Source organism: Brevibacterium luteolum (assembly GCF_013004595.1).
Taxonomy (GTDB): domain Bacteria; phylum Actinomycetota; class Actinomycetes; order Actinomycetales; family Brevibacteriaceae; genus Brevibacterium; species Brevibacterium luteolum.
This window is the reverse complement of the sequence record NZ_JABEMC010000003.1, coordinates 73,714-99,360: the sequence shown is the minus strand read 5'-3', so window position 1 is coordinate 99,360 and position 25,647 is coordinate 73,714. Positions and strand designations below refer to the sequence as shown.

Below are 25,647 nucleotides of genomic sequence, written 5' to 3'. Positions count from 1 at the left end.
ATTCCTCCTTCGACGGATGCGGCCGTCCTGGCAGTCCTGTGCACGGCTCCGCAGTCCACACGTAGTGATACAGATCCCAGCCTAGTCGAGGGCCCAACTGCTGAGAATTCCGGGTTGCCGGCTGTGAATTCCCTCAGTGGTGTGACCTGCACCGCTCAGATGGCGGCATCGGGCGGATGTTGGCGCGCGCGACGAGTAGAGTGGGATGGTGAGCCCCCGAAATTCCCACGCAATGAATGAAACGGAGTCGAAGACTGTGACGCCTCCCGAAGAGTTCCGGACCGCGATGCGCGGTTACGAGAAGAACGAAGTCGATGCGCGCATCGGCCAGCTGCGGACCGAGATCGAATCCCTGCGCAAGGCCCTGTCCGATGCGCGGTCTCAGGTCATCAGCGCTGACCGGGCGAAGCTGCAGATCGCCGGAGAGCTTTCCGAGGCGAAGCAGCAGCTCAAGGATGCCGCCAGCGACAAAGCAGAGGCGGCTGGCCCTCCCGGCTCCCGGATCGACCACCTGCTCAAGATCGCCGAGTCGCAGGCCCGCGAAACCCTCGCCCAGGCCACCGCCGATGCCGAGACGATCCGCAACAAGGCGCGTGCCGATGCCGCCAGCCAGCGCGCCCGCATGCACACCGAGAGCAACGACACCCTCAACAACGCCCGCTCCGAGGCCGAGGCGATCAGCTCGGCTGCCGAGCTGCGCGCCGAGGAGACGATCCAGGCTGCTGAGACCCGCGCCGAGGAGATCCAGACCGCGGCCGAGCGCGAAGCCGAGCAACTGGCCTCGACCGCCTCCACCGAAGCCGAGGAGTCGCGTGAGTCGCTCAAGCGCGAGATCGCTCAGTTGCGGGCCGACGCAGAGAAGGATGCCGCTGACATCCGGGCGAAGGCCAAGAAGGAAGCCGACGAGATCCTCGCTGCCGCCAAGGCTAAGGATGAGGAGATCCGCAAGGCTGCCGATGAGCTCGACGTGGAGCTGGCCGATAAGCGCCAGAAGGCCGAAACGGCTGAGAAGGAGCGCTTCGACACCGCTGCTGCCGAGCACAAGAAGCTGACCGAGGAAGCCCAGGCCCGGGCGAAGAAGGCCGACGACGATGCGAAGGCCGCTGCCGAGCGTGCCGAGCGCACCCGCAAGGAAGCGGTCGAGAAGGCCGACAAGATCATCGCTGATGGTCGCAAGCGCGCCCAGGATCTCATCTCCGAGGCGCGTTCGACTGCCGAGGCGACGATCGAGGAGTCGGCTGCTGAGGCCAAGCGCAACGTCTCCTCCGCTCAGGCGCAGGTCGATCTGCTGACCAAGCAGCGCCGGACGATCACCGCCCAGCTCGAGCAGCTGCGGTCGATGTTCGCAGCACCCGGCCTGTTCGACGATGTCGATTTCACCGAGGACAAGTCCGACCAGGAGGCCGCTGCCGCGCTGCCGACGGAGAAGATCGCCTCCGATGATGAGCTCGCCGAGCTCACTGCCGCTGAGGACGCCAAGGGCGATGCGTCGACCGCGTCTGCGAAGGATCAGAAGGCCTCTGATGGTGACAGCGCCTCCGCCGATGGCGATGGCGAGGACATCGAAGACGCCGAGGTCGTCGGCGAGGACGAGACGCAGGAGATGAAGACCCGTCCTGACGGTTCGTCCGGCGGATCACAGACCGGCGCCAAGAAGCCCGGTGCCAAGCCCGCTCAGGGCGGCGCGAAGGCGAATGCAGGCCAGCAGTCGAACGCCTCGAAGTCAGGCGGCCAGTCAGGTTCGACGGCTACCGGCAGCGGCAACCGCGGTTCGCTCAACCGCAAGTCGCAGAACTCGAACCGTCTGCGCTGAGCACACACCGACAACTGAAGGCGGGGGCTTCCGAATGGGAGTCCCCGCCTTTGTCTTGCGCTCAGGTGCCGAGTCGTTCAGCGCGGCGGGCGGCTGCGGAAGCAGGCCTTGTGCCAGTGGCGGCGGGCACCGACTCCGGTGTTGAAGCCGAACTCCTCTTCGGAGCGCCAGGCGACGATGTGATCAATGCGGGCCGGCAGGTCCTGCCGGCAGCCGGGGCACGTGTAGACCTTGCCGGAGCTGCTGCCGCGCACCTGCTGGACGACCCATGTGCCGTCAGGTCCCTCGGTGGCCCGGGGCACGGAATTCAGGCTCGCACCCAGCTCGCGGTGCGGCCGGGCCCACTTGTTTGCGCGGCGCGAAGACGACGAACGTGGCATGGCGTCATTGTCTCACGTACAGTAATGCCGTGCGTTTAGTGATCGCGAAGTGCAGTGTCGACTATGCCGGCCGGCTGACGGCTCACCTGCCGATGGCAGACCGGGTGCTCATGCTCAAGGCCGATGGCAGCGTCCTCGTCCATTCCGACGGCGGCTCCTACAAGCCTCTCAACTGGATGAGCCCGCCGTGCACGACGACGATCAGTGAGCCCAGCGACGAGCAGGCCGAGCACGGCATCACCGAGATCTGGACCGTCACCCACCAGAAGACCGGCGATCACCTCATCATCAGCATCGCAGAGATCCGCGATGAGATCTCAGCCGACCTCGGTGTCGATCCCGGGCTGGTCAAGGACGGCGTCGAGTCGCACCTGCAGGAGCTGCTTGCCGAGCACATCGAGACCCTTGGCTCGGGCTACTCGACCGTCCGCCGGGAGTACATGACCGCCATCGGTCCGGTCGACATCCTCGCCAAGGACGATGACGGTGCCTCCGTGGCTGTCGAGATCAAGCGCCGCGGGGAGATCGACGGTGTCGAGCAGCTCACCCGCTATCTGGAGCTCATGAATCGCGATCCGCTCCTCGCCCCGGTCACCGGCGTGTTCGCCGCCCAGGAGATCAAACCGCAGGCGCGCACGCTGGCCGAAGACCGCGGAATCCGCTGCGTGGTCCTTGATTACGATGCGCTGCGCGGGATGGATGACCCCGACTCACGGCTGTTCTGAGTCAGGCGCAGCACCGCTCCCCTGCAGCGCTGCTCTCCCCTGCCGGGGTGACGCTGACGGCGGACGCTCAGGCCAGGGAGTCGATGTCGAGGGGCTCGGGCTTGTCCACCCGCTGCACATCTGCACCCAGTGACTGGAGCTGCTCGACGAATCCCTCATAGCCGCGGTCGATGTGATCGACCTCGGAGACCTCGGTGCGGCCCTCGGCTGCCAGACCGGCGATGACGAGCGCGGCACCGGCGCGGATGTCAGAGGCCTCCACCTCGGCGCCGGAGAGCGAATCGACACCGGTGACGAGTGCATGGTTGCCGTCGATGGTGATCTCAGCGCCGAGACGTGCGAGCTCGTGGACGAAGCGCCAGCGGGCCTCGAAGAGGTTCTCGGTCAGCAGCCCGACTCCGTCGGCGATCGCGTTGAGGGCCACGGCGAAGGGCTGCAGGTCGGTCGGGAAGCCGGGGAACGGCAGGGTGGCAACGCGAATGCTGTGCGGACGCTGCGGCCCGATGACCCGAAAGCCCATGTCCTGGGCACCGTGCTCGTTGGCTGCTGCGATTCCGGCGACGAGTCCCTCTGTGTCCGCGCTGCCGGACAGGACCGACACCTCGGCGCCGGCGGCGCGCAGGTGCTCGAAGACGTGCGGCAGCAGCTGCGGGTCGATGCCGCGCACGGTGATGTCCCCACCGGTGATCGCTGCGGCAAACGCCCAGGAGCCGGCGACGATACGGTCGCCGACGACGCGGTGCTTCACCGGGTGCAGGCGATCAACGCCTTCGATTGTCAGCGTTTTGGTGCCGATGCCGGAGATCTGCGCACCCATCGCCTGGAGCATGAGGCAGATGTCGATGATCTCCGGTTCTTTGGCGGCGTTGTCGATGATCGTGGTGCCATCGGCCAGCGTGGCGGCCATGAGGAGGTTCTCGGTCGCACCCACCGACGGGAAGGGCAGGTGGATCTCGGCGCCGGTCAGCCCGTCTGGGGCCTCGGCGATGAAGTAGCCGTGGTCGAGGTGTGCGCTCGCGCCCATCGCCTCGAGCCCGGCCTGATGCATGTCGAGTCCGCGCGAGCCGATGGCGTCACCACCGGGCATCGCGACGTGGGCGGCGCGCATCCGCCCGGTCAGCGGGCCGAGCACGCAGATCGAGGCGCGCATGGCGCGCACGAGTTCGTAGTCGGCCTGGATGCCCGGCTCCTCCGGCACATCGATGTCGATGACCCCGGCCTCGGGGTCGTAGTCGATCTCGCAGCCGAGGCGGCGCAGCAGTTCGGTCATGATCGACACATCGAGGATGCGCGGCACGTTCGAGATCACCGAGCGGCCCGGGGCCAGGAGCGTGGCGGCCATGAGCTTGAGGATACTGTTCTTCGCCCCGCGCACGGTCACGTCACCGGTGAGCCGGTGCGGTCCGTTGACGGACAGGATCTCCATGGGCATGGTCCTCCTCGGGCGAATGATGCGCTGGCAGAAAAGTGTCCTGCGGAGCGCAGCCCCACAGGACATATCAGTCTAGGACGTCAAGGCCGCCTAGGTGAAACGGCCGACGGTGCGGTTGTAGCCCGGTGGCGCTGATTCGAGCCAGGAGGCCAAAGCGGCCAGCGCCTCGTAGTCGAGGGCCAGCCGGGTCTGATGGGATGAGCCGTCTGCGGTGCCGTAGGCAGCCGTGACGATGACAGCGCCGGGCATGACGGCATAGCGCTCAGCGGAATCCGGCTCTTCGCGCCGGACGATCTCCATGTCCTGCCGCGGCAGATTCATCGCCGGTGACCGGGTGAGGCTGAAGATCGGGTACCAGTCGAGCGAGCTGATCGTGAAGACCGCCACACCCAAACGCCAGCGTGGGCGAGGAGTATCCTCGCCCACGCTGATAGAACAGTCGAACGCGCCCTGAAGCTTCGTGATCGCCCGTCGTCGCACCAGGAACAGCACGACAAGGACCACGGCCAGCCCTACCAACGAGAGCAGAATGATCAGCAGGGTCGATGGGTTCACGTTGACCAGTGTATGCGATGTTTCAGACGAGCTCGGCCTGGTCGGCGACGATGTTCACCCTGTCGTTCTCGACGGACAGGAAGCCGCCGTCGGCCTGCGCCCGGACGGTCTGGTCGTCAGCCGTCACAATGCGCACCTCCCCGCCGGCCACGATCGCCAGAACGGGCTCGTGGCCGGTCAGGATGCCGATCTCACCTTCGGTCGTACGAGCGACGACGCGCTTGGCCTCACCGGACCAGATGCTCCGGTCGGCGGCCACGACGGTGACATTCAGGCTCATGAGGGATCAGTTCTCCTTCTGGAGCTTGTCGTAGTTGCGCAGCACATCGTCGATCGGGCCGACGTTGAAGAAGGCCTGCTCCGGGATGTGGTCGAAGTCGCCGTTGCAGATGCCGCGGAAGCCTTCGACAGTGTCCTGGATCGACACGGTCGAACCCTCGACACCGGTGAACTGGACAGCGGTGTAGGTATTCTGCGACAGGAACTGCTCGATGCGGCGTGCGCGGTGCACGGTGAGCTTGTCCTCTTCGGAGAGCTCGTCGACACCGAGGATCGCGATGATGTCCTGCAGCTCCTTGTTCTTCTGCAGGATCTGCTTGACCTGGGTGGCGACGTCGTAGTGATCCTGGCCCACGTACAGCGGGTCGAGGATGCGAGAGGACGAAGCCAGCGGGTCCACAGCCGGGTACAGACCGCGCGAGGCGATGTCACGGCTGAGCTCGGTGGTCGCGTCGAGGTGGGCGAAGGTCGTTGCCGGAGCCGGGTCGGTGTAGTCGTCGGCCGGAACGTAGATCGCCTGCATCGAGGTGATGGAGTGACCGCGGGTCGAGGTGATGCGCTCCTGCAGGACGCCCATCTCGTCGGCCAGGGTCGGCTGGTAGCCGACGGCCGAGGGCATGCGGCCGAGCAGGGTCGAGACCTCGGAGCCTGCCTGGGTGAAGCGGAAGATGTTGTCGATGAACAGCAGCACGTCCTGCTGCTGGACGTCGCGGAAGTACTCCGCCATCGTCAGGCCGGTCAGGGCGATGCGCAGACGGGTGCCTGGCGGCTCATCCATCTGGCCGAAGACCAGAGCGGTCTTGTCGAGCACGCCCGACTCGTCCATTTCCATGATGAGGTCGTTGCCCTCACGGGTGCGCTCACCGACACCGGCGAACACGGAGACACCGCCGTGGTCCTGGGCGACACGGGTGATCATCTCCTGGATGAGGACGGTCTTGCCGACACCGGCACCGCCGAACAGGCCGATCTTGCCGCCCTGGACGTACGGGGTCAGCAGGTCGATGACCTTGATGCCGGTCTCGAACATCTGGGTCTTGGACTCCAGCTGGTCGAAGTTCGGCGCCTCGCGGTGGATGGGCCACCGCTCGGTGATCTCGTAGGGCTCATCGATCATCGAGTCGTTGAGGACATCGCCGGTGACGTTGAAGACCTTGCCCTTGGTGACATCGCCGACGGGCACCGAGATCGGTGCACCGGTGTCGATGACCTCCTGGCCGCGAACGAGGCCGTCGGTCGGCTGCAGCGAGATGGCACGGACGATGCCGTTGCCGAGCTGGAGCTCAACTTCGAGGGTGATCTTGCGGGTGCCCTCGGAGAGGGACACCTCGGTGGTCAGAGCGTTGTAAATCGCTGGCACGGAGTCGAGCGGGAACTCGACGTCCACGACAGGGCCGATGACGCGGGAGATCCGGCCAGCGGTGCCCTGCGTCTGCGGGGTTTCCGTAACTGTGGCAGTCATGGTCTACTTTCTCTTCTGCTCTCTTCTGTGGCCGATCAGTCGTCGGCGCCGGATGCCGCGAGGGAATCCGCACCGCCGACGATCTCAGAGATTTCCTGGGTGATCTCGGCCTGGCGTGCCGTGTTGGCCAGCCGGGTGTAGGTCTTGATGAGTTCGTCCGCGTTGTCGGTCGCGGTCTTCATGGCCTGCTGACGTGCCGCCTGCTCGGAGGCAGCGGCGTTGAGCAGTGCCGCGAGGATGCGCGAGTCGATGTAGCGCGGCAGCAGTGCGTCGAGCACCTCTGCCGGGCCGGGTTCGAACTCGTACAGCGGGAAGACCTCGTCATGGGCCTTGGCCTTGTCCCGGTCGGGCAGGCCGCCGGACTGCGAAACCTGCTCGGTCTCGACAGCATCGTCGGCTTCGACGACCTCCAGCGGGATCAGGCGCCGGTACTCCGGCTCCTGGGTCACGCTGGACTTGAAGCGGGTGTAGACGAGGAAGATCTCGTCGACGCCGTCTTCTTCGAAGGCGGTGCCGAAGTCCTCGAGCAGGGCCTCGCCGATCTCGCGGGCGTGTTCGGCCTGCGGGGACTCGGAGAATCCGGTCCAGGACTTCTTCAGGTCGCGGTCGCGGAACGTGTAGTACGTCTCGGCCTTGCGGCCCACCGAGTAGAGGTGGACGTCCTTGCCGTTCTCGGTCAGCAGCCGGATGAGCTCTTCGGCCTCGCGGATGACGTTGGCCGAGTACGCACCGGCGAACCCGCGGTCCGGGCCGATCACCACGACGGCTGCGCGCCGGATCTCATCCGGCTCAGTCGTCAGGGTGTGATCGACGTTGGACTGGGTGGCGACTGCCGAGACCGCACGCGTGAGTGCGTTCGCGTACGGGCTGGCAGCCTTCACCCGGCCGATGGCCTTCTGAATCCGGGATGCCGCGATGAGCTCCATGGCCTTGAAGATCTTCCTCAAGGACTTGGTGGAGTTGATCTTCGCTTTGAAGACCCTCTGCTGGGCTCCCATCAGTACTTCCTTTCGCTAGCGATCGTCATGGGCAAAGCGCGCTCAGCGCTTCTGCTTGACGATCTGCTCCTGCTGGACCTCGTCCTCATCAGCGGAGTCGAACTCTTCGGAGCCGACATGCACGCCGCCGTCTTCGGAGGTCTGGAAGCCGTCAGAGAAGTCCTTGATGGCAGTGGTGAGCTCATCCTTAGTGTCGTCTTCGAGCTTCTGCGTCACGCGGATCGCATCGAGGACACCGGTCTTGCGCTCGAGGTAGTCGTGGAACTCCTTCTCGAAGCGCAGCACATCGTCAACCGGGACATCGTCGAGGTAGCCCTCGGAGCCGGCCCACACGGACACAGTCTGCTTCTCGAACGGCATCGGATCGAACTGGCCCTGCTTGAGCAGCTCCATCAGACGGGCACCACGGGCAAGCTGGCGCTTGGTGGCGGCGTCGAGGTCCGAGGCGAACATCGCGAAGGCCTCGAGCGAGCGGTACTGGGCCAGCGAGATCTTCAGGGTGCCGGAGACACCCTTGAGTGCCTTCGTCTGGGCGGCGCCACCCACACGGGAGACGGACACGCCGACGTCGACGGCCGGACGCTGGTTCGAGTTGAACAGGTCCGACTGCAGGAAGATCTGGCCGTCGGTGATCGAGATGACGTTGGTTGGGATGAACGCGCCGACGTCGTTGGCCTTCGTCTCGATGATCGGCAGACCGGTCATCGAACCGCCGCCGAGCTCATCGGAGAGCTTCGCGCAGCGCTCCAGCAGGCGGGAGTGGAGGTAGAAGACGTCACCCGGGTATGCCTCACGGCCCGGCGGACGGCGCAGCAGCAGCGAGATCGCACGGTAGGCCTCAGCCTGCTTCGACAGGTCGTCGAAGACGATGAGGACGTGCTTGCCCTCGTACATCCAGTGCTGACCGATGGCCGAACCGGAGTACGGAGCGAGGTACTTGAAGCCAGCCGGGTCCGAGGCGGGCGAAGCGACGATGGTCGTGTACTCCATCGCGCCGGCCTCTTCGAGCGAACGACGCACCGAGGCGATCGTCGAGCCCTTCTGACCACAGGCGACGTAGATGCAGCGGACCTGCTTCTTCGGGTCGCCGGACTCCCAGTTGGCCTTCTGGTTGATGATGGTGTCGAGCGCAAGAGCGGTCTTACCGGTCTTACGGTCACCGATGATGAGCTGGCGCTGACCGCGACCGATCGGGATCATCGCGTCGATGGCCTTCAGACCGGTCTGCAGCGGCTCGCGGACCTCCTGGCGAGCCATGACGCCGGCAGCCTGGAGCTCGAGCTCCCGGCGGGTGTCGGACTCGATGTCGCCGAGGCCGTCGATCGGCTGGCCGAGCGGGTCGACGACACGGCCGAGGAAGCCGTCGCCGACCGGGATCGAAAGGACCTCGCCGGTGCGGTAGACGGGCTGCTCTTCGGCAACGGTGGCGAACTCACCGAGGATGACGACGCCGATCTCGCGCTCGTCGAGGTTCTGGGCGAGGCCGAGGGTGCCGTCTTCGAAGCGCAGCAGCTCGTTGGCCATGGTGCCGGGGAGTCCGGACACGCTGGCGATGCCGTCGCCTGCGGTGACGACCTTTCCGACCTCAGTCTTGTCTCCGCCTTCGGGGTTGTACGACTCAACGAACTTCCCCAGGGCGTCCCGGATCTCATCCGGACGAATTGTCAGTTCCGCCATCTGGTTTCCCTGCTTCCTTAAATCTCTCTCGCAGCGACCCGGTTCTTCTCTGCAGACCGCTGTCTGAACGTGTGTATGTAGCCCGTGGCGCGGGCGGTTGATCAGCTTGCCAGGCGACGGCGAAGGTCGGACAGACGATTCGAGATCGTCGAGTTCATCACTTCGTCGCCGACCTGCACACGCACTCCACCGACGACGTCGGGGTCCACATGCACGTTGAGGACCAGCTCGCGGCCGTAGTGGGCCGACAGCGCTGCAGCCAGGCGCTCCTGCTGCTCATCGCTCATCGGCTTGGCGACCGTCACCTCGGCGACGGAGCGCGCCTGGCGGCGGGCCAGCACTTCCGAGTAGCGGTCGAGCGTCTCGGAGACGCGGGCGCCGCGCGGATGCGCAGCAGCCTGAGCTGCCAGCTTGACGGTCTCAGTCGCGGCCTTGCCGTCGAGCAGGTTGGCTGCGAGTGCGCGCTTCGTCTCGGCCGGGGCGGCGGACTCGAAGGCCCAACCCAGCTCGTGATCGGACTCGATGAGGCGGGTGAAGCGGAACAGCTCCTCCTCGACCTCGCCGAGGCGCCCCTCAGCCTGTGCCTGTGCCGCGATCGCGGTGACGCCGGCATCCTCCAGTGCGGTCACGCTGTCCTGGGGGCGAGCCCAGTGCAGCGTGGCTGCTTGCTTGGCGATGTCGAGTGCGGCCGCGTCGACCCGACCGGAGAACAGCGTGTCGAGCACGCCGTGCTTCCGCTCCTCAGCAATGGCGCCGTCTGCCATGAGGCGGCGCAGCTGAGCGCTGTCGGCCATTGCGGAGACGATCGACAGCAGCCCGTCACCGAGTTCGGTTGCGGCAGCACCGTCAGCGCTCTGGAGTCGGGAGTCGACTGCGTCCAGCACATCGTTGAGCGAGTTCCTGCTCGACTGCAGCATCACGACTCCTTAACCGACTGGGCCGGAGCGCTTGCTTCGAGATCTGCGATGAAGCGGTCGACCACCTGGGCCGAACGGGCGTCGTCGGTGAGGCTCTCACCGACGATGCGCGAGGCGAGGTCAGTGGCCAGGCCGCCGACGTCTCCGCGCAGTTCGACCATGGCCGCCTGCTTCTCGGCTTCGATCTGTGCTTTTGCCTGGGAGATGATGCGCTCGGCCTCTGCATTGGCCTGCTGCTTCATCTCGGCGATGATCTGAGCGCCGTCTTCCTGTGCTTCGGAGCGCATGCGCGCTGCCTCGGCACGGCCGTCGGCGAGCTGCTTCTGGTATTCAGCGAGCGCGGCATCGGCTTCGGCCTGAACGCGTTCGGCCTTTTCGATGCCTCCCTGAATCTTCTCAGCTCGTTCGTCGAGGACCCGGTTGAACGTCGGCAGAACAAACTTCCAGAACACCACAAGGATGATGAGGAAGATCACCGCACTCCAGACGATGTCATAGGTAGCGGGGAGGAGGGGGTTCGGTGTCCCCTCGGCCGCAAGAATCATCGGAGTCATTGAGTCAGTCCTCGATATCAAAGGAAGAAGGGCGTTGCGATGCCGATGAGAGCCAGGGCCTCGATCAGGGCGATGCCGAGGAACATGTTGCCGCGCAGAGCGTTGGCGAGCTCAGGCTGACGTGCGGTTCCCTCGATGGTCTTGCCGATGACGATGCCAAGGCCGATGCCCGGGCCGATCGCGGCGAGGCCGTAGCCGACAGTGGCGATGGAGCCGTTGACTTCAGCGAGAATATCCACTTTGGATGTTTCCTTTCGGTTGTGTACCGGGCGGTACGCGTAACGGTTTTTCGTTACAAGTCTTGCGGTCAGGTCAGGGAAGATCAGTGCTTGGAAGCGGCCTGGTCGATGTAGACCGCTGCGAGCAGCGCGAAGATGTAGGCCTGCAGGACGGAGACCAGCAGCTTGAGGGCGGTCATGAAGAATCCGCCGAAGAGGGTGAGGAATCCGAAGAATTTGAATCCCAAAGCTGCGTCGAAGAAGAAGAACCAGGTCGCCGAGAAGCACAGCACGAGCAGCAGGTGGCCGACGAGCATGTTGGCCAGCAGACGGAGGGTGAGCGTGAACGGCTGGATGACGAACTTGGTGAGGAACTCGATCGGGACGAGCAGTACGTGCATAACCGGCGGGACGTTCGGCAGCACGAGCGCATTCTTGAGATAGCCGCCGACACCGAGTGAGCGGATGCCCTCGATGTGGTACGTGAAGTAGACGATGACGGCCAACAGCAGCGGCACGCCCACCACCGAGGTGCCGGCCAGGTTGAGGAACGGGATGAGGCCGGTGAGGTTCATCGCAAGGACCATGAAGAAGATGGTGGCGATGAGCGGCAGGAACCTGCGGCCGCGCTCCTTGCCCATGGTCTGCTCGGCGATGCTGTTACGCACGAAGTCAAGGGAGAGTTCGGCCATCGACTGGCCGCGGGAGGGAACGAGCTTGGCGCGCTTGGCGGCCATGACCATGAGGATGCACAGTGCGGCGGCGGCGATGACCCGCACGAGCATGACGCGGTTGAACTCGAAAGGCGTGCCTTCGAAGAAGATCGCCGGCGGGAAGAACTCCTGCATCGTGGGCGGGTGGAACCCGCCGTCCCCTGCTGCCAGAATCACAGAATTCGCCGCGGTGAAGATAGACACGTTTCGGTTACTCTCCCAATTTCGGGCCCGGGCGGGTAAGAACCAGGCCGACCAGTCGCTCCGGCACACGAGTGTGGAGCGGCATTGTCACATCATGGAGACCGGTGAACTGGCACCTGGTCCTTGAGTACTCTACCAATCGCAGTAATAAACTCACAAATTGCTGGGCGATCCCTGCACCTGCTCCGATCCGCATGATCTCGGGCTTTCCACCGCGGCAACATGCCTGGTCACAGCCCTGGAATTGCGCGGTTTCACGCTGCGATCGGTGAGTCCGGAGGCATTTCAGCGCGCTTCGGGATCAACAGTCGGCACACGCGCACGTGTGACGGTGATCGCATCGATGAGCGAGGTGCCGAGCACAGCTGCGACGATGGTGAAGAACGCCGTCGTCCCGTCGAGCCAGGCGGCGTCCTTGATCCGCCAGATGACGATCATGAAGATGAAGGCCTTGAACAGGAAGCCCACGCCGAGCGCCCCGGCGATGACGGTGAGGTTCCAGCTGCGGCCGATGTACATGATGACCAGCGAGATGAGCAGGAAGATCGCGGCCAGTCCCCCGCCGACGAGCGCTCCGTTGAGGCCCTGCTGGCCGGCGAAGAGCATGCCGAGCAGCCCGCCGAGGATGGTGACGGTGACAACGAGGATCGCACCGCGGATGAGCAGCGCACGCCAGATGCTCTTCCACTGCCGGTCGACCTCGGTCTCGCGGCGCTCGTGCGGGGCGGGCTTCGGGTCGATCATCGGATGGCCTCCTTCGCGCGCAGGCGCGCATACAGCGGGTAGAACGTCAGGAACAGCGTGATCGCCACGCTGCCGAGGATGATGGGCACGTTGACGGCTGGGGTGGCGATGAGGAACGACACCGAGCCGAAAGCGAAGATCGCCGTCCACAGATACAGGATGAGCACGGCGCGGGCATGCGAATGCCCGAGCCGGAGCATACGGTGGTGCAGATGCTTGGCATCAGCGGAGAACGGCGACTTGCCAGCAGACATCCGCCGCAGGACTGCCAGCCCGAGGTCGAGCAGCGGCAGGAACATCACGGCCACCGGCAGGATGATCGGCAGATAGGTGGCGAGGACGCGCTGATCCGACAGCAGCGCTGGGTCGACCTGGCCGGTCACCCGGATCGTCGAAGCGGCCAGCAGCAGCCCGATGAGCATCGAGCCTGAGTCGCCCATGAAGATCCTGGCCGGATTGAAGTTGTGGGGCAGGAATCCCAGGCAGGCCCCGACGAGCAGCGAGATGATGAGCGAGGCGAGGTTGGCGTAGCTGTCGGAGCTCGTGTCGACAGCAAGGCTGTAGGAGTAGACGAAGAATGCGATGCCGCCGATCGTCACGATCCCGGCGGCCAGCCCGTCGAGACCATCGACGAAGTTGACGGCGTTGATGGTGATGAGCACGACGAGCACGGTGAGGATGATCGACATCCGCGGGGAGCCGATGATGACGGAGTTGAAGGGGATCGACAGCAGCGTCACACCGTTGAAGGCCATGAATCCGGCCGCCAGGGTCTGCCCGGCGAGCTTGGTGATCCAGTTGAGGTCCCAGATGTCGTCGACGACGCCGAGGGCGCACAGGATCGTCGCCGCCCCGACGATGCCGATGATCGCCCCGGGCTGGACGAACAGCTCCTCGAGGAACGGGGTCTGGGAGGCGAACAGCAGTCCGACGAGCAGGCCGGCGTAGATCGCCACCCCGCCTAAGCGCGGGGTGGGCACGGAGTGGACGTCGCGGGCGCGCAGCGGCGCGAAGATGAGTCCGCGTTCGGCGATGCGCCGCACCATCGGAGTGACGAGGTACGAGACGATCGCTGCGACGAGGAGGATGAAGAGGTAGGCGCGCACGCGGGATTACTCCTGCGTGGTTTCGTCAGCTGCTTCCGTGCCCGAGGCGGTGGTCTCCGGTTCCTCGGCTGCCGGGTCGGCGATGTCCACCAGATCGGGCAGCACTTCGCGCAGCTCGGCTGCGGAGATCGGGCCCTCGCGCAGGATGCGCGGCGGGGTGCGCGTGAGGTCGACGATCGTCGAGGCGCCGATCCCGGGCACCTCTCCCCCGTCGATGTAGATGTCGACGCTCTCGCCGAGCATCTCCTCGGCCTCGGCGGCGTTGCCGGCCGCCGGTGAGCCGTGGGTGTTGGCAGAGGAGACCGCGAGCGGTCCGGTCTTGCGCAGCAGTTCGAGGGCCGCCTCGTGATCGGGCATCCGCACAGCGACAGTGCCGTGGGTGTCGCCGAGGTCCCAGTCGAGCATCGCCTGGGCGCCGCAGATGATCGTCAGCGGTCCTGGCCAGAAGCGCTTGGTGAGTTCGAAGACGGAGGTGTTCGGCACCTCGGCAAGCGCCATGAGCACTTCGCGCTGGCCGACGAGCACCGGCGGCGGCATGTCGCGGCCGCGGCCCTTGGCTGCGAGCAGCTTCTCGACGCCGGTGGCGGAGAAGGCGTCGGCGGCGATGCCGTAGACGGTGTCGGTCGGCATGACGATGATCCCATCGGATTCGAGGACCCGGGCGCATTCGCTGAAGACCAGATCTCTCATCTCATCGTTGTCGATGCTGAACGTGCGCGACATTCACGGCCCTTCCAGGCGTTCGGCGGTGGTGAAACGGTCTCTGCCAGTGTAGTCGGTGTGCGTGGCGGCACCGGACAGACCAGCGGCAGCACAGGCCTGCTGGATCGCCGTGGCCTGCGTCTCATCGTGTTCGATGACGAGCAGCCCGCCGGAGCGCAGCGCCTCAGCAGCCAGCGCGATGATCTGTGCCGGTGTCTCCATCCCGTCTGCTCCCCCGCCGTAGAGGGCGATGGCCGGGTCGTAGCCGGTGACTTCGGGGATGTCGGGCTGGTTGGTCTCGGGCACGTACGGCGGGTTCGTCACGACGATGTCGAAGGGCCCGAGCCCAGGCACGACGTCGGTGACGTCACCTGAATGGAGGGTGACGGTCGAGCCGGCGGCAGCGACCGCCTCGGCGGTGGCGGCGATATTGCGCTCGGCCCACCGGCAGGCTTCGGCGGAGAGCTCGACGGCGTGGACCTCGCTTCCGGGGATCTCGGTGGCTGCGGCCAGAGCCAGTGCCCCAGTGCCGGTGCACATGTCGAGGATCCGGATGACGTGCGCCCGCCCGTTGCCGGTGTGTTCGTCGCCGGAGCGCAGGGCCGCGGCATGGGCGATGGCTGGGTCGATGAGGAGTTCGCTCTCAGGGCGCGGGATGAAGACGCCGGGCCCGAGGCGGAGGGCGAGATGGCGGAAGCCGGTGGAGCCGGTGATGTGCTGGAGGGGTTCGCGAGCGGCCCGGCGGGCCAGGCAGTCCTCGAAGTCGGTCACCTGGTCAGCGTGCACCTCAAAGCCGCGCAGCAGCTTCAGTGACAGCTCCTTATGGGTGATCCCGAGAACGTGGGCCAGCAGCAGGCGGGCGTCGGTGCCGGGGGTGTCGATGCCGGCGTCAGCCAGCCGGGCGCGGGCGGCGGCGATGAGCGCATCAGCCGGCTGCGCACCAGCCGTGTCGGCGGCCGGATTCACGCTTACTGCGCCTCCTCAAGCCGCTGGGCGCGGTCGAGTGCGCGGCAGGATTCGACGACGGCATCGAGGTCGCCGGCGAGCACCTGGTCGAGGTTGTGGGCCTTGTAGCCGGTGCGGTGGTCGGCGATCCGGTTCTCGGGGAAGTTGTAGGTGCGGATCCGCTCGGAGCGGTCGACGGTGCGCACCTGTGAGCGGCGCCGGTCGTCGGCCTCTGCGGCGGCTTCGGCGGCCTGGGCGGCCAGCAGCCGGGCGCGCAGGATGCGCAGGGCGGCGGCCTTGTTCTGCAGCTGGGACTTCTCGTTCTGGCAGCTGGCGACGATGCCGGTGGGCACGTGCGTGATGCGCACAGCCGAGTCAGTTGTGTTGACCGACTGGCCGCCGGGTCCGGATGAGCGGTAGACGTCGATGCGCAGATCGGCGTCGTTGATCCTGACCTCGTCGGGTTCGTCGACGTCGGGGAAGACGATGACTCCGGCGGCCGAGGTGTGGATGCGGCCCTGCGATTCGGTCACCGGCACGCGCTGGACGCGGTGGACGCCGCCTTCGAACTTCAGCCACCCGTAGGCGCCTTCCTCCTTGGCCTTGACGGCCAGGGTGACGTCTTTGCAGCCGCCGAGGTCTGAGGGTGTGGTGTCGATGACCTCGGTCGACCAGCCGCGCCTATCGGCCCACCGCTGGTACATCCGCAGCAAATCGGAGGCAAACAGCGCGGACTCCTCGCCGCCCTCCCCTGCTTTGATCTCAACGAGCGCATCACGGTCGTCGTCCGGGTCGCGGGGCACGAGCAGATCCCGCAGCACGCCCAGGAGCTCCGCGCGCTGCTCTTCGAGCGCGGGGATCTCCTGGGCGAAGCCGGGATCGTCGTCGGCGAGTTCGCGGCAGGCCTCCAGGTCCTCCTGGGCGGCGATGAGATCGCCCCAGCAGGACACGACCTTCTCGAGCTCGGCGTATCGGCGGGTCAGCCGGCGGGCTGTGCCCGGGTTGGCGTGCACCTCGGGATCGGCCAGCTCCTGCTCGATGCGCGCATGCTCATCACGGAGCATGTGCACCATCTGGCGCAGCGAGTCGATATCGGCTGCCGTGTCGGCGGTCTCACTCATGCAGGTGGGCCAGCCGGTCAGTTGTCGTCAGCCGCCGACTTCGGCAGCGGCGTGGTCTTCTGCACCTGGAAGAGGAACTCGGCGTTCGAGCCGGTCTCCTTCATCTTCGAGATGAGCAGCTCGAGCGCCTGCTGCTGTTCGAGGCCGGAGAGGACGCGGCGCAGCTTCCACATGACCTTGCGCTCTTCGGGGCTCATGAGGTTCTCTTCGCGGCGGGTGCCCGAGGAGTTGACGTCGACAGCCGGGAAGATGCGCTTGTCTGCCAGGTGGCGGCTCAGGCGCAGCTCCATGTTGCCGGTGCCCTTGAACTCTTCGAAGATCACTTCGTCCATCTTCGAGCCGGTCTCGACGAGAGCGGTGGCGAGGATGGTGAGCGAGCCGCCGCCTTCGATGTTGCGGGCGGCACCGAAGAACTTCTTCGGCGGGTAGAGCGCATTGGCGTCGACACCACCGGAGAGGATCCGGCCTGAGGCCGGCTGTGCGAGGTTGTAGGCACGGCCGAGGCGGGTGATGTTGTCCAGCAGCACGACGACGTCCTGGCCCATCTCGACGAGGCGCTTGGCGCGTTCGATGGCCAGTTCGGCGATCGTCGTGTGGTCGTCGGCCGGGCGGTCGAATGTCGAGGCGATGACCTCGCCCTTGACCGCGCGCTGCATGTCGGTGACTTCCTCAGGGCGTTCGTCGACGAGGACGACCATGAGGTGGACCTCGGGGTTGTTCTCGGCGATGGCGTTGGCGATCTGCTGCATGACTGTCGTCTTGCCGGCCTTGGGCGGGGCGACGATGAGGCCGCGCTGTCCCTTGCCGATCGGCGAGACGAGGTCGATGACGCGAGTGGAGATGAGCTTCGAGGTCGTCTCCAGGCGCAGGCGGTCCTGAGGGTACAGCGGGGTGAGCTTGGAGAAGTCGACGCGGCGCTTGGCGTCTTCGATGCTCAGGCCGTTGACGGAGTCGAGGCGGACGAGCGCATCGAACTTCTCGCGGCGCTTGGAGCGCTGATCGCCCTCGCGCGGCTGCTTGATCGCACCGACGACGGCGTCACCCTTGCGCAGACCGTTCTTCTTAACCATGCCAGCGGAGACGTAGACGTCGTTCTGACCGGGCAGGTAACCGGAGGTGCGCAGGAAGGCGTAGTTGTCGTGGACATCGAGGATGCCGCCGACCGGGATGAGCACGTCATCGGGACGCAGATCCTGATCGTCGCCGTCTCCGCGTCCGCGGCGCTTGCGGTCGCGGTTGCGTCCGCGGTTGCCGCGACGGTTGTTGTCGTCGCGTCCGCTGCGGTTGTCATCGCGGTTGCGGTTGTCGTCGCGACCACCGCGGTTGTCGTTGCTGCGGTTGTCGGAATTCTTGTCGCCACCGCGTCCGCGATCGTTGCGGTCGCCGCGATCCTGACGGTCGTTGCGGTTGTCGCCGCGATCGTTGCGATCCTGGCGGTCGTTGCGATCGCCGCGGTTGTCGTCGCGGTTGCGATCGCCGCGTCCGTCCTGGTCGCCGCGGTTCTGACGGTCACCGCGGTCACGGCGGCCGCCGCGACGGCGCGAGCCGCCCTCGCCGTCCTGGGACGACTCGGAGTCGCGGGACTCGCCCTGATCCTGCTGAGCGTCACCGCGCTGGTCGTCGCGCTGCTGCGCATCGGCCTGCTCGTCGTGACGGGGCTTCGCAGCCTGCTGCTGGGCGGGCTGTTCGGGCTGGGACTGGCGGGTCTGTGCCGCCTGGGCAGCAGAGTCCTGCTGCTGATCTGACTGGGGTGCGGACTGGGCCGCAGGCTGCTCCTGCGCAGCCGGAGCTGCGGCAGCGGGTGCCGAGCTGGCTGCTGCCTGGCTCGACGTCCTGCTCTCGATAGCGGCGATGAGATCCCCCTTGCGCAGGCGACGGTATCCCTTGATGTTGAGACCCGCGGCCATTTCCTGAAGCTGGGGCAAACGCAGAGCAGTGAGATTGCTTTCTGACACGAAGGTTCCTTCTCCCTCGTTCGGCTGCAGCTGCATGAACACAGAGCTGCAGCGACGGACCACACGCACGATTGCGTGCATTCACAAAATGAAGTACCTCGGACGCCAGAGACGGCGCGGTACGAAGAGCGTTCCCACCTGAGTCGCGGGGCACGATCACATGGAGGTGCCGGTGAAGCGAAGAATGCTGGGGAACGCCTCTAGCCTAGCGCGTTGACGCCCGTTGCGCTAATTTCCGCCCAGCTTGTCGCCGTCGCCGAGGCGGTTCGCCCCGGTCCCGGGTGTCTGGCTGCGTCTGCGGGCAGGTCAGGTGCGCAGCCGGCAGTCGGTCGTCATGACCTCGACGCCGGTTTCGGCGATGGCCGCCGGGACGATGCGGGCGGAGTCGCCGGTGAGCACCTCGCCCACCTGAGCGGCGAGATCGTCATCGGATCCGAGCACGAGCACGGTCGGCCCGGCACCGGAGACGACGGCGGCCAGCCCGGCGGCGCGCAGCGCATCGACGCGTTCGAGCGAGGCGGTCATTGCCGGGCGGCGGTAGTTCTGGTGCAGCCGGTCGACGGTGGCGTCGAACAGCAGCGAGGGGTCATGGCCGATGGCGTAGACGAACAGGCCGGCGATCGCGGCGTTGGCTGCGGCATCGGCGTGCGGGACGGTCTCGGGCAGCAGCGAACGCGCCACCGAGGTGTCGAGCCGCTCATCGGGGACGATGAGCACCGCTGAGATATCTTCGGCGACGGGCACGGAGACCGAGCGGGCCTGGCCGTGGCCGTCGGAGTAGGAAACGGTGACCCCGCCGAAGATCGCCGGGGCGGCGTTGTCGGGGTGGCCTTCGAAGTGCGTGGCCCAGGCGAGCTTCTCCTCGGGTGAGGGTGCCGGCAGCCCGGCGAAGGCGCTGGCCGCATCGGCGATCGCGATACCGGCGACGACGGCAGCGGCCGAGGAGCCCATCCCGCGGGAGTGGGCGATGACGTTGTCGCACTCCAGGCTGATCCGGTCAGCGGTCTCAACACCGCGGGCGGCGAGCACCTCGCGCATGACCCGCAGGATGAGGTGGTCCTGATCTGTCGGGACCACCCCGGCGCCCTCACCGGTGATGCGCACGCAGTCGCTGGGATCGACCGGCCCGTCGTGCAGGCGGGCGCGGACGGTGTCGCGGATGTCAAGCGCGATGCCGAAGCTGTCGTAGCCGGCCCCGAGGTTGGCCGAGGTGGCAGGCACGGTGACCTCGACCTCGGCGACGGCCTGCGGGGCGACCGGTGCGGTGCTCGTCATCACGCGTCCTCGAGTCCGAGCTCGCGGGCAGCCGAGACCGCATCGACCGGCACCCGGGTGGGAGTCAGATCGGAGCCGTCAGCGGTGTGCAGCGCCCACTGCGGATCCTTGAGCCCGTGTCCGGTCACGGTGCACACGATGCGCGCACCGGCCGGGATCTCACCGGCCTTAGCCTGCTGCAGGAGGCCTGCGATCGAGGCGGCGGAACCGGGTTCGACGAAGATGCCCTCGGTCGAGGACAGCAGCCGGTGGGCAGCGAGGATCTCCTCGTCGGTGACGGCCTTGATGACGCCGCCGGATTCCTCGCGCGCGGCGATCGCCTGATCCCACGAGGCGGGGTTGCCGATCCGGATGGCGGTCGCGACGGTCTCCGGGTCATCGACCGGATGGCCCTTGACGAGCGGGGCGGCGCCGGCGGCCTGGAAGCCCCACATGCGCGGGGTTGCAGTCGCCAGACCGGCGGCAGCGTATTCGCGGTAGCCCTTCCAGTAGGCGGTGATGTTGCCGGCGTTGCCGACGGGCAGCACATGGATGTCCGGGGCGTCGCCGAGAGCGTCGACGATCTCGAAAGAAGCGGTCTTCTGGCCCTCGATACGGTCGGGGTTGACCGAGTTGACGAGGTGGACCGGGTAGGCCTCTGAGAGCTTGCGGCACAGGGTCAGGCAGTCATCGAAGTTGCCGTCGACTTCGAGCAGCTCGGCACCGTGGGCGACGGCCTGGCTCATCTTGCCGACTGCGATCTTGCCGGCCGGCACGAGCACCGCACACGTCAGCCCGGCCTTCGTCGCATAGGCGGCCGCCGATGCCGAGGTGTTGCCGGTCGAGGCGCAGATGACGGCCTTGGCGCCGTAGGCGAGGGCCTTCGAGATCGCCATCGTCATGCCGCGGTCCTTGAACGACCCGGTCGGGTTCATGCCCTCGTACTTGACCCACACCTCGGCACCGGTGCGCTCGGAGAGCTTCTCGGCGTGGATGAGCGGAGTGCCGCCCTCGCCGAGGGTGACGGCGCGGGAGTCGGCGGCGATGTCGAGGAAGTCGCGGTACTCCTCGATGACGCCCTGCCACTGGTGGCGGTGGGCAGCGGTCATGGGGTCTCCTTCACGGGATGGTGGTGTGCCGGTGGGCCCGGCTCAGTGGCCTTCGATGCGCAGGACGGACTTGAGCTCGTTGACGGCGTCGAGGGCGACGGCGCGCTCGACCGTTTTGGCCAGCGCGGCATCGGTGCCCGCATGGGTGGCGATGACGAGCTTGGCGCGCTGCGGGGCGTCGTCGTCGGTGGGCTCGAGCTGGGTCTGCTGCATGAGCTCGATCGAGGTGCCCTCCTCGGCGAAGACCTGCGAGATCTGGGCGAGAACACCCGGGCGGTCGAAGACGTCGAAGGTGATCTGGTAGCGGGTGCGGATCGCGGAGATCGGCAGGACCGGCAGCCGGTTGCCGATCGAACGGCGGGCCTGGCCGGTGCCGCCGAGGACCTTGCGGCGTGCGGTCGAGACGATGTCGCCCAGGACTGCCGAGGCGGTCGGTGCGCCGCCAGCACCCTGGCCGTAGAACATCAGCGAGCCTGCGGCTTCGGCTTCAACGAAGACAGCGTTGAACGCCCCGCCGACGCTGGCCAGCGCGTGGTCCTTGGGCAGCAGTGCCGGGTAGACGCGGGCGGAGACGCCTGGGCCGGCCGGTGAGTCTTCGATGGTTTCGCAGATCGCCAGCAGCTTGATGGTGAAGCCCTGCGCGGAGGCGGTCTCGACCATGTCGGCGGTGACGCCGGTGATGCCCTCGACATGGACGTCGTCTATGCTCACGCGGGTGTGGAAGGCAAGAGAGGCTAGGATCGCGGCCTTGGCGGCTGCGTCGTGGCCGCCGATGTCGGCAGTCGGATCAGCTTCGGCGTACCCGAGTTCCTGGGCGGTGGCCAGGGCGTGGTCGAAGTCCCAGCCCTCCTTCTCCATTTGGTCGAGGATGTAGTTCGTCGTGCCGTTGACGATGCCGAGCACGCGGGTGATGCGGTCACCGGCGAGGGAGTTGACGACCGGGCGGATGATCGGGATCGCACCGGCGACAGCGGCCTCGTGCTCCAGGCGCACTTCAGCGTCTTCGGCGGCGGCGAGCAGCTCGGAGTAGTCGCTGGCCAGCAGCGCCTTGTTCGCCGTCACGACCGAGGCGCCGGAGCGCAGGGCTGTGAGGATGAGTTCGCGGGCCGGTTCGTGGCCGCCCATGAGCTCGACGACGATGTCGGCTCCTTCGATGGCGGCAGCGGTGTCGGTGGTGAGCAGCTCGGACGGGATGCCGGGGCGGTCCTTGCCGGCGTCGCGCACGGCGACAGCCGAGATCTCCAGCGGGGCGCCGATGCGGGCTTCGAGGTCGGCCGCGTTGCCGAGGATGCGGGTGGCGACTTCGGTGCCGACGACACCGCAGCCGAGCATGGCAACCTTGAGGGGTTTCATCGTGTGGTGCTCCTTCTTTCGTGGGGCGCGAGCTCGTCAGTAGACTCGGGTGCCTGGACGTCTGCGTCAGCGGCCGACGGGCTGAAGCCGGTGTCCCAGGCGAGGATGTCGGCGTGTGTTTCGGGTCGGACGACCCAGCCGAGCTGCTCACCGTCGACGGCAAGCACACCTGGGCGCGGGACGTGGTTGTAGTTCGATGACAGCGACCGGCAGTAGGCGCCGGTGTCCGGGACGGCGATAAGGTCGCCGCGGGTGACGTCATTGGGCAGGTATTCGTCGCGGACGATGATGTCGCCGCTTTCGCAGTGCTTGCCGACGACGCGCACGACTGCCGGTTCGCTGGCGGAGTCGCGGTTGGCCAGGGTGCAGGAGTAGTCGGCGTCGTAGAGGGCGGTCCGGATGTTGTCGCTCATGCCGCCGTCGACAGCGACGTAGAGCCGCTCCCCTGACCCGGTTTCGACGACCTTGGTGCTGCCGACGGTGTAGAGGGTGAAGATCGACGGCCCGGAGATCGCCCGGCCCGGCTCGAAGGACACCGCCGGCAGCGTCGAGCCGGTGGCCTCACAAGCGGAGGCGACGACGGAGGCGAGCCGGCCGGCCATCTCGGTGAAGGTCAGCGGGGTGTCCTGGGAGGTGTAGCGGATGCCGAAGCCGCCGCCGAGGTCGACCTCGGGCAGGTCGATGCCGAGTTCGGTCAGGATGCGGGCGCGCAGCTCGATGATCCGGGTGGCGGCGATGTCGAAGCCGGAGGATTCGAAGATCTGCGAGCCGATGTGGCTGTGCAGGCCGATGAACTCGAGGTCCTCGCTGGCAGCGATCCGCTGCGCGGCGTCGAAGGCGTCACCGCTGTGCAGGGACAGGCCGAACTTCTGGTCCTCGTGTGCGGTGGCGATGAAGTCATGGGTGTGGGCTTCGACGCCGACGGTGACGCGCAGCATGACCGGGGCGCGGACACCTCGGGCGCGGGCGGCAGCGGCGACCCGCGGGATCTCGTCGAAGGAGTCGAGCACGATGCGGCCGATCCCCCAGTCGAGGGCGAAGGCGATCTCCTCATCGGATTTGTTGTTGCCGTGCAGCCCGACGGTGCGCGGGTCGACGTCGGCGCGGTGGGCAACCATAAGCTCGCCGAGGGTGCAGGTGTCGATGCCCATTCCTTCGCCTGCGACCCAGTCGGCGACAGCGGTGCACAGGAAGGACTTGCCGGCGTAGTAGGCCTTCGCCTCGGTGCCGATCGCGGCGAACGCGGCGGAGAAGGCGGTGACGAAGTCAGCGGCCCGGTGCTTGAGGTCGGCGACGTCGAGGACGTACAGCGGTGAGCCGTACGTCTCGGCGAGCTCGGTGACGCGGTGACCGGCGATGGTGAGCTCGCCGCCTGGGGTCTTGTCAACGCTGCGCGACCACAGCGAGGGCATGAGCGCATTGACGTCATTGGGGTACGGCAGCCACACCGGTGGTGGGGTGGCATGCAGGATGCCGGCGATATGGGCTGGCATTACATCCGCTCCGGGGCGCTGACGCCGAGCAGGCGCAGGCCGTTGCGCAGCACGGTCGCGGTCGCGAGGTCGAGGACCAGGCGCGAGGAGTGAACCGGTTCGATGTCCTCACCGGCGCGCGGGGTGACACGGCAGCTGTCGTACCACTTGTGGAAGGTGCCGGCGAGGCTTTCGAGGTAGCGGGCCACCCGGTGGGGTTCGCGCAGCTCAGCGGCCTGGGCGACGACACGCGGGAAGTCGGCCAGGGCGGCCAACAGTGCTGCCTCGGTGGCATGCGTCAGTGTTGAGGCGTCGAAGGCCTCGGTGGTGATGCCGGCGGCCTCGGCGTTGCGGGCGACCGACTGCGAGCGGGCGTGGGCGTACTGGACGTAGTAGACCGGGTTGTCGTTGCTGGCGCTGCGCAGCACCTCGGGGTCCAGGGTCAGCGGCGAGTCGGCCGGCTGGCGGGCCAGTGAGTAGCGCACGGCATCGCGGCCGAGCCAGTTGATGATGTCGCGCAGCTCGATGATATTGCCGGCGCGCTTGGACAGCTTGGCGCCGTTGACCTTGATGAGCTGGCCGATGAGCACCTCGATGTTCTTCTCCGGGTCATCACCGGCAGCTGCTGCGATCGCCTTGAGCCGGCCGACGTAGCCGTGGTGGTCGGCGCCGAGGAGGTAGATCTTCTCGATGAAGCCGCGGTCCTTCTTATCCAGATAGTACGCGGCATCGGCGGCGAAGTAGGTGGGGTTGCCGTCGGCGCGGATGAGCACGCGGTCCTTGTCGTCGCCGAACTCGGTGGTGCGCAGCCACACGGCGCCGTCGTGGTCGTAGACGTGACCCTGTTCGCGCAGTCGGCCGACAGCCTCGGTCACGGCGTTGGAGTTGTGCAGGCTGGCTTCGGAGAACCACACGTCGAAGCTGACGTCGAAGTCGGCGAGTGTGTCGCGGATGTCGGCCATCTGCAGCTCGTAGGCACGTTCGCGCAGGCGGGCGCGCACGTCATCGGGGATGACGGCCGGTGCCGGAGCGTCGGCATCCGATTCGGGCACCTGCGCGGTCGCTTTGACCTCGGCGGCGAGCTCCGGGTCCGAGGCGGTGATCGTTTGGGCGATCTCGGTGACATATCCGCCGGGGTAGCCGCCGGCAGGCACCTCGCGGCCGAGCAGGCGGGCGACGACGGAGTCGGCGAAGACGTCCATCTGGGCGCCGGCGTCGTTGATGTAGTACTCGGCGGTGACGTTCGCGCCAGCAGCGGCGAGCACGCGGGCGATCGCATCGCCAAGGGCTGCCCAGCGGGTGTGGCCGAGGTGCAGAGGGCCGGTCGGGTTGGCGGAGACGAACTCCATGTTGATGATGTGACCGGCAAGCGTCTTGGTGCGGCCGTAGTCGTCACCGGCGGCGACGATGTCAGCAGCCAGCGCACCGGCGGCACCGGCTGCCAAGGTGATGTTGATGAATCCCGGGCCGGCCACCTCGGCGGTGTCGATGCCCTCATCGGCCGCCAGCACCTCGGCGATCTCGGTGGCGAGATCCCGCGGGTTGAGCCCGGCCTTCTTCGCCGTCTGCAGTGCCACGTTGGAAGACCAGTCGCCGTGGGCGCGGTTCTTCGGTCGCTCGACGACGAGTCGGGCGGGTGCTTCGATGGCGTAGCCGTGCTGCATGTTCAGCTGGCCGATGGCAGAGCGGATGGCTTCTTTAAGCTGTTCGGGAGTCACGTGCTTAGCGTATTACCTTGCCCGTGGCTAAGCGACTTGAGGCCCGCATATCGGTATCGATGTGAGCGGGGCGACACGTCCCGCCGGCGGCTGACCGACCTGGGACGAAGCAGGCCCGTCACCTGGATTTCCAGGTGACGGGCCTGATGTCGCGCCCGCGACAGGATTCGAACCTACGACCTTCTGCTCCGGAGGCAGACGCTCTATCCGCTGAGCTACGCGGGCTGGCAACTCGACAATA

General features: G+C 66.8%; 24 protein-coding genes and 1 tRNA gene. 2 read left to right on the top strand and 23 right to left on the bottom strand.

Annotated features, from left to right (window positions below):
* Positions 1 to 256: 256 nt before the first annotated feature.
* Positions 257 to 1,813: a coiled-coil domain-containing protein gene (locus tag HLA91_RS05940; RefSeq protein ID WP_170273955.1), complete on the top strand. Its 1,557-nt coding sequence runs from the start codon at positions 257 to 259 to the stop codon at positions 1,811 to 1,813.
* Between the two features lie 77 nt (positions 1,814 to 1,890).
* Here the strand turns inward: HLA91_RS05940 and HLA91_RS05935 are convergent, their stop codons facing one another.
* Positions 1,891 to 2,193, bottom strand: a complete 303-nt coding sequence (locus HLA91_RS05935) for a Rossmann-fold NAD(P)-binding domain-containing protein (RefSeq protein ID WP_239557048.1) — start codon at positions 2,191 to 2,193, stop codon at positions 1,891 to 1,893.
* 29 nt (positions 2,194 to 2,222) lie between these two features.
* Here HLA91_RS05935 and nucS point away from each other — a divergent pair, with 29 nt between their 5' ends.
* Positions 2,223 to 2,918, top strand: a complete 696-nt coding sequence (gene nucS, locus HLA91_RS05930) for an endonuclease NucS (protein WP_102159717.1) — start codon at positions 2,223 to 2,225, stop codon at positions 2,916 to 2,918.
* Between the two features lie 67 nt (positions 2,919 to 2,985).
* Here nucS and murA read toward each other — a convergent pair whose 3' ends face one another.
* From murA to HLA91_RS05820, 22 genes are all read right to left on the bottom strand, one after another.
* Positions 2,986 to 4,344, bottom strand: a complete 1,359-nt coding sequence (gene murA / locus HLA91_RS05925; RefSeq protein ID WP_170274160.1) for a UDP-N-acetylglucosamine 1-carboxyvinyltransferase — start codon at positions 4,342 to 4,344, stop codon at positions 2,986 to 2,988.
* 96 nt (positions 4,345 to 4,440) lie between these two features.
* Positions 4,441 to 4,854 (bottom strand): DUF2550 domain-containing protein, encoded by a 414-nt coding sequence (locus HLA91_RS05920; protein WP_259845782.1) that lies wholly within the window; start codon positions 4,852 to 4,854, stop codon positions 4,441 to 4,443.
* A gap of 73 nt (positions 4,855 to 4,927) precedes the next feature.
* Positions 4,928 to 5,185, bottom strand: coding sequence for a F0F1 ATP synthase subunit epsilon (locus HLA91_RS05915; RefSeq protein ID WP_165883127.1), 258 nt, complete (start codon positions 5,183 to 5,185; stop codon positions 4,928 to 4,930).
* 6 nt (positions 5,186 to 5,191) lie between these two features.
* Complete coding sequence (atpD, locus tag HLA91_RS05910; RefSeq protein WP_102159709.1) at positions 5,192 to 6,646, bottom strand: F0F1 ATP synthase subunit beta; 1,455 nt, start codon at positions 6,644 to 6,646, stop codon at positions 5,192 to 5,194.
* A gap of 35 nt (positions 6,647 to 6,681) precedes the next feature.
* Positions 6,682 to 7,644 (bottom strand): F0F1 ATP synthase subunit gamma, encoded by a 963-nt coding sequence (locus HLA91_RS05905; protein ID WP_170273953.1) that lies wholly within the window; start codon positions 7,642 to 7,644, stop codon positions 6,682 to 6,684.
* 42 nt (positions 7,645 to 7,686) lie between these two features.
* Complete coding sequence (gene atpA, locus HLA91_RS05900; RefSeq protein ID WP_170273952.1) at positions 7,687 to 9,321, bottom strand: F0F1 ATP synthase subunit alpha; 1,635 nt, start codon at positions 9,319 to 9,321, stop codon at positions 7,687 to 7,689.
* A 101-nt stretch (positions 9,322 to 9,422) separates the two neighbouring features.
* Positions 9,423 to 10,238 (bottom strand): F0F1 ATP synthase subunit delta, encoded by an 816-nt coding sequence (locus tag HLA91_RS05895; RefSeq protein ID WP_102159703.1) that lies wholly within the window; start codon positions 10,236 to 10,238, stop codon positions 9,423 to 9,425.
* Positions 10,238 to 10,792 (bottom strand): F0F1 ATP synthase subunit B, encoded by a 555-nt coding sequence (locus HLA91_RS05890; RefSeq protein ID WP_102159701.1) that lies wholly within the window; start codon positions 10,790 to 10,792, stop codon positions 10,238 to 10,240. Before HLA91_RS05890 ends, HLA91_RS05895 begins: the two co-directional genes overlap by 1 nt.
* Positions 10,793 to 10,809: 17 nt before the next feature.
* Positions 10,810 to 11,031, bottom strand: coding sequence for a F0F1 ATP synthase subunit C (gene atpE, locus HLA91_RS13820; protein ID WP_102159700.1), 222 nt, complete (start codon positions 11,029 to 11,031; stop codon positions 10,810 to 10,812).
* A gap of 83 nt (positions 11,032 to 11,114) precedes the next feature.
* On the bottom strand, positions 11,115 to 11,927 hold the full coding sequence (atpB, locus tag HLA91_RS05880) for a F0F1 ATP synthase subunit A (protein WP_338076738.1): 813 nt from the start codon (positions 11,925 to 11,927) through the stop codon (positions 11,115 to 11,117).
* A gap of 285 nt (positions 11,928 to 12,212) precedes the next feature.
* Entirely contained in the window at positions 12,213 to 12,671 is a 459-nt protein-coding gene (locus HLA91_RS05875; RefSeq protein ID WP_212754063.1) for a Cg1360 family ATP-synthase-associated protein, read from the bottom strand.
* Positions 12,668 to 13,777 carry an MraY family glycosyltransferase gene (locus HLA91_RS05870; protein ID WP_165883134.1) on the bottom strand — a complete coding sequence of 370 codons (1,110 nt, stop codon included), beginning with the start codon at positions 13,775 to 13,777 and terminating at the stop codon, positions 12,668 to 12,670. Before HLA91_RS05870 ends, HLA91_RS05875 begins: the two co-directional genes overlap by 4 nt.
* A gap of 6 nt (positions 13,778 to 13,783) precedes the next feature.
* Positions 13,784 to 14,500, bottom strand: coding sequence for an L-threonylcarbamoyladenylate synthase (locus tag HLA91_RS05865; RefSeq protein ID WP_170273951.1), 717 nt, complete (start codon positions 14,498 to 14,500; stop codon positions 13,784 to 13,786).
* Positions 14,501 to 15,445, bottom strand: a complete 945-nt coding sequence (gene prmC / locus HLA91_RS05860) for a peptide chain release factor N(5)-glutamine methyltransferase (RefSeq protein ID WP_170273950.1) — start codon at positions 15,443 to 15,445, stop codon at positions 14,501 to 14,503. It lies immediately after the preceding gene.
* 2 nt (positions 15,446 to 15,447) lie between these two features.
* Positions 15,448 to 16,545 carry a peptide chain release factor 1 gene (gene prfA / locus HLA91_RS05855; protein ID WP_420867891.1) on the bottom strand — a complete coding sequence of 366 codons (1,098 nt, stop codon included), beginning with the start codon at positions 16,543 to 16,545 and terminating at the stop codon, positions 15,448 to 15,450.
* A 17-nt stretch (positions 16,546 to 16,562) separates the two neighbouring features.
* Positions 16,563 to 18,536, bottom strand: a complete 1,974-nt coding sequence (gene rho / locus HLA91_RS05850; protein WP_170274156.1) for a transcription termination factor Rho — start codon at positions 18,534 to 18,536, stop codon at positions 16,563 to 16,565.
* Between the two features lie 270 nt (positions 18,537 to 18,806).
* Complete coding sequence (gene thrB / locus HLA91_RS05845; RefSeq protein WP_170273949.1) at positions 18,807 to 19,775, bottom strand: homoserine kinase; 969 nt, start codon at positions 19,773 to 19,775, stop codon at positions 18,807 to 18,809.
* The gene (gene thrC / locus HLA91_RS05840; RefSeq protein ID WP_170273948.1) at positions 19,775 to 20,863 is read right to left on the bottom strand and encodes a threonine synthase; all 1,089 of its coding nucleotides are present in this window, start codon (positions 20,861 to 20,863) and stop codon (positions 19,775 to 19,777) included. Before thrC ends, thrB begins: the two co-directional genes overlap by 1 nt.
* Positions 20,864 to 20,905: 42 nt before the next feature.
* Positions 20,906 to 22,216, bottom strand: a complete 1,311-nt coding sequence (locus HLA91_RS05835) for a homoserine dehydrogenase (RefSeq protein ID WP_170273947.1) — start codon at positions 22,214 to 22,216, stop codon at positions 20,906 to 20,908.
* Positions 22,213 to 23,709 (bottom strand): diaminopimelate decarboxylase, encoded by a 1,497-nt coding sequence (gene lysA, locus HLA91_RS05830; RefSeq protein ID WP_170273946.1) that lies wholly within the window; start codon positions 23,707 to 23,709, stop codon positions 22,213 to 22,215. Before lysA ends, HLA91_RS05835 begins: the two co-directional genes overlap by 4 nt.
* Entirely contained in the window at positions 23,709 to 25,406 is a 1,698-nt protein-coding gene (argS, locus tag HLA91_RS05825) for an arginine--tRNA ligase (RefSeq protein ID WP_170273945.1), read from the bottom strand. The genes lysA and argS overlap by 1 nt, the downstream gene beginning before the upstream one ends.
* A 152-nt stretch (positions 25,407 to 25,558) precedes the next feature.
* Positions 25,559 to 25,631: transfer RNA gene (locus tag HLA91_RS05820), tRNA-Arg, on the bottom strand.
* Between the last annotated feature and the right edge of the window lie 16 nt (positions 25,632 to 25,647).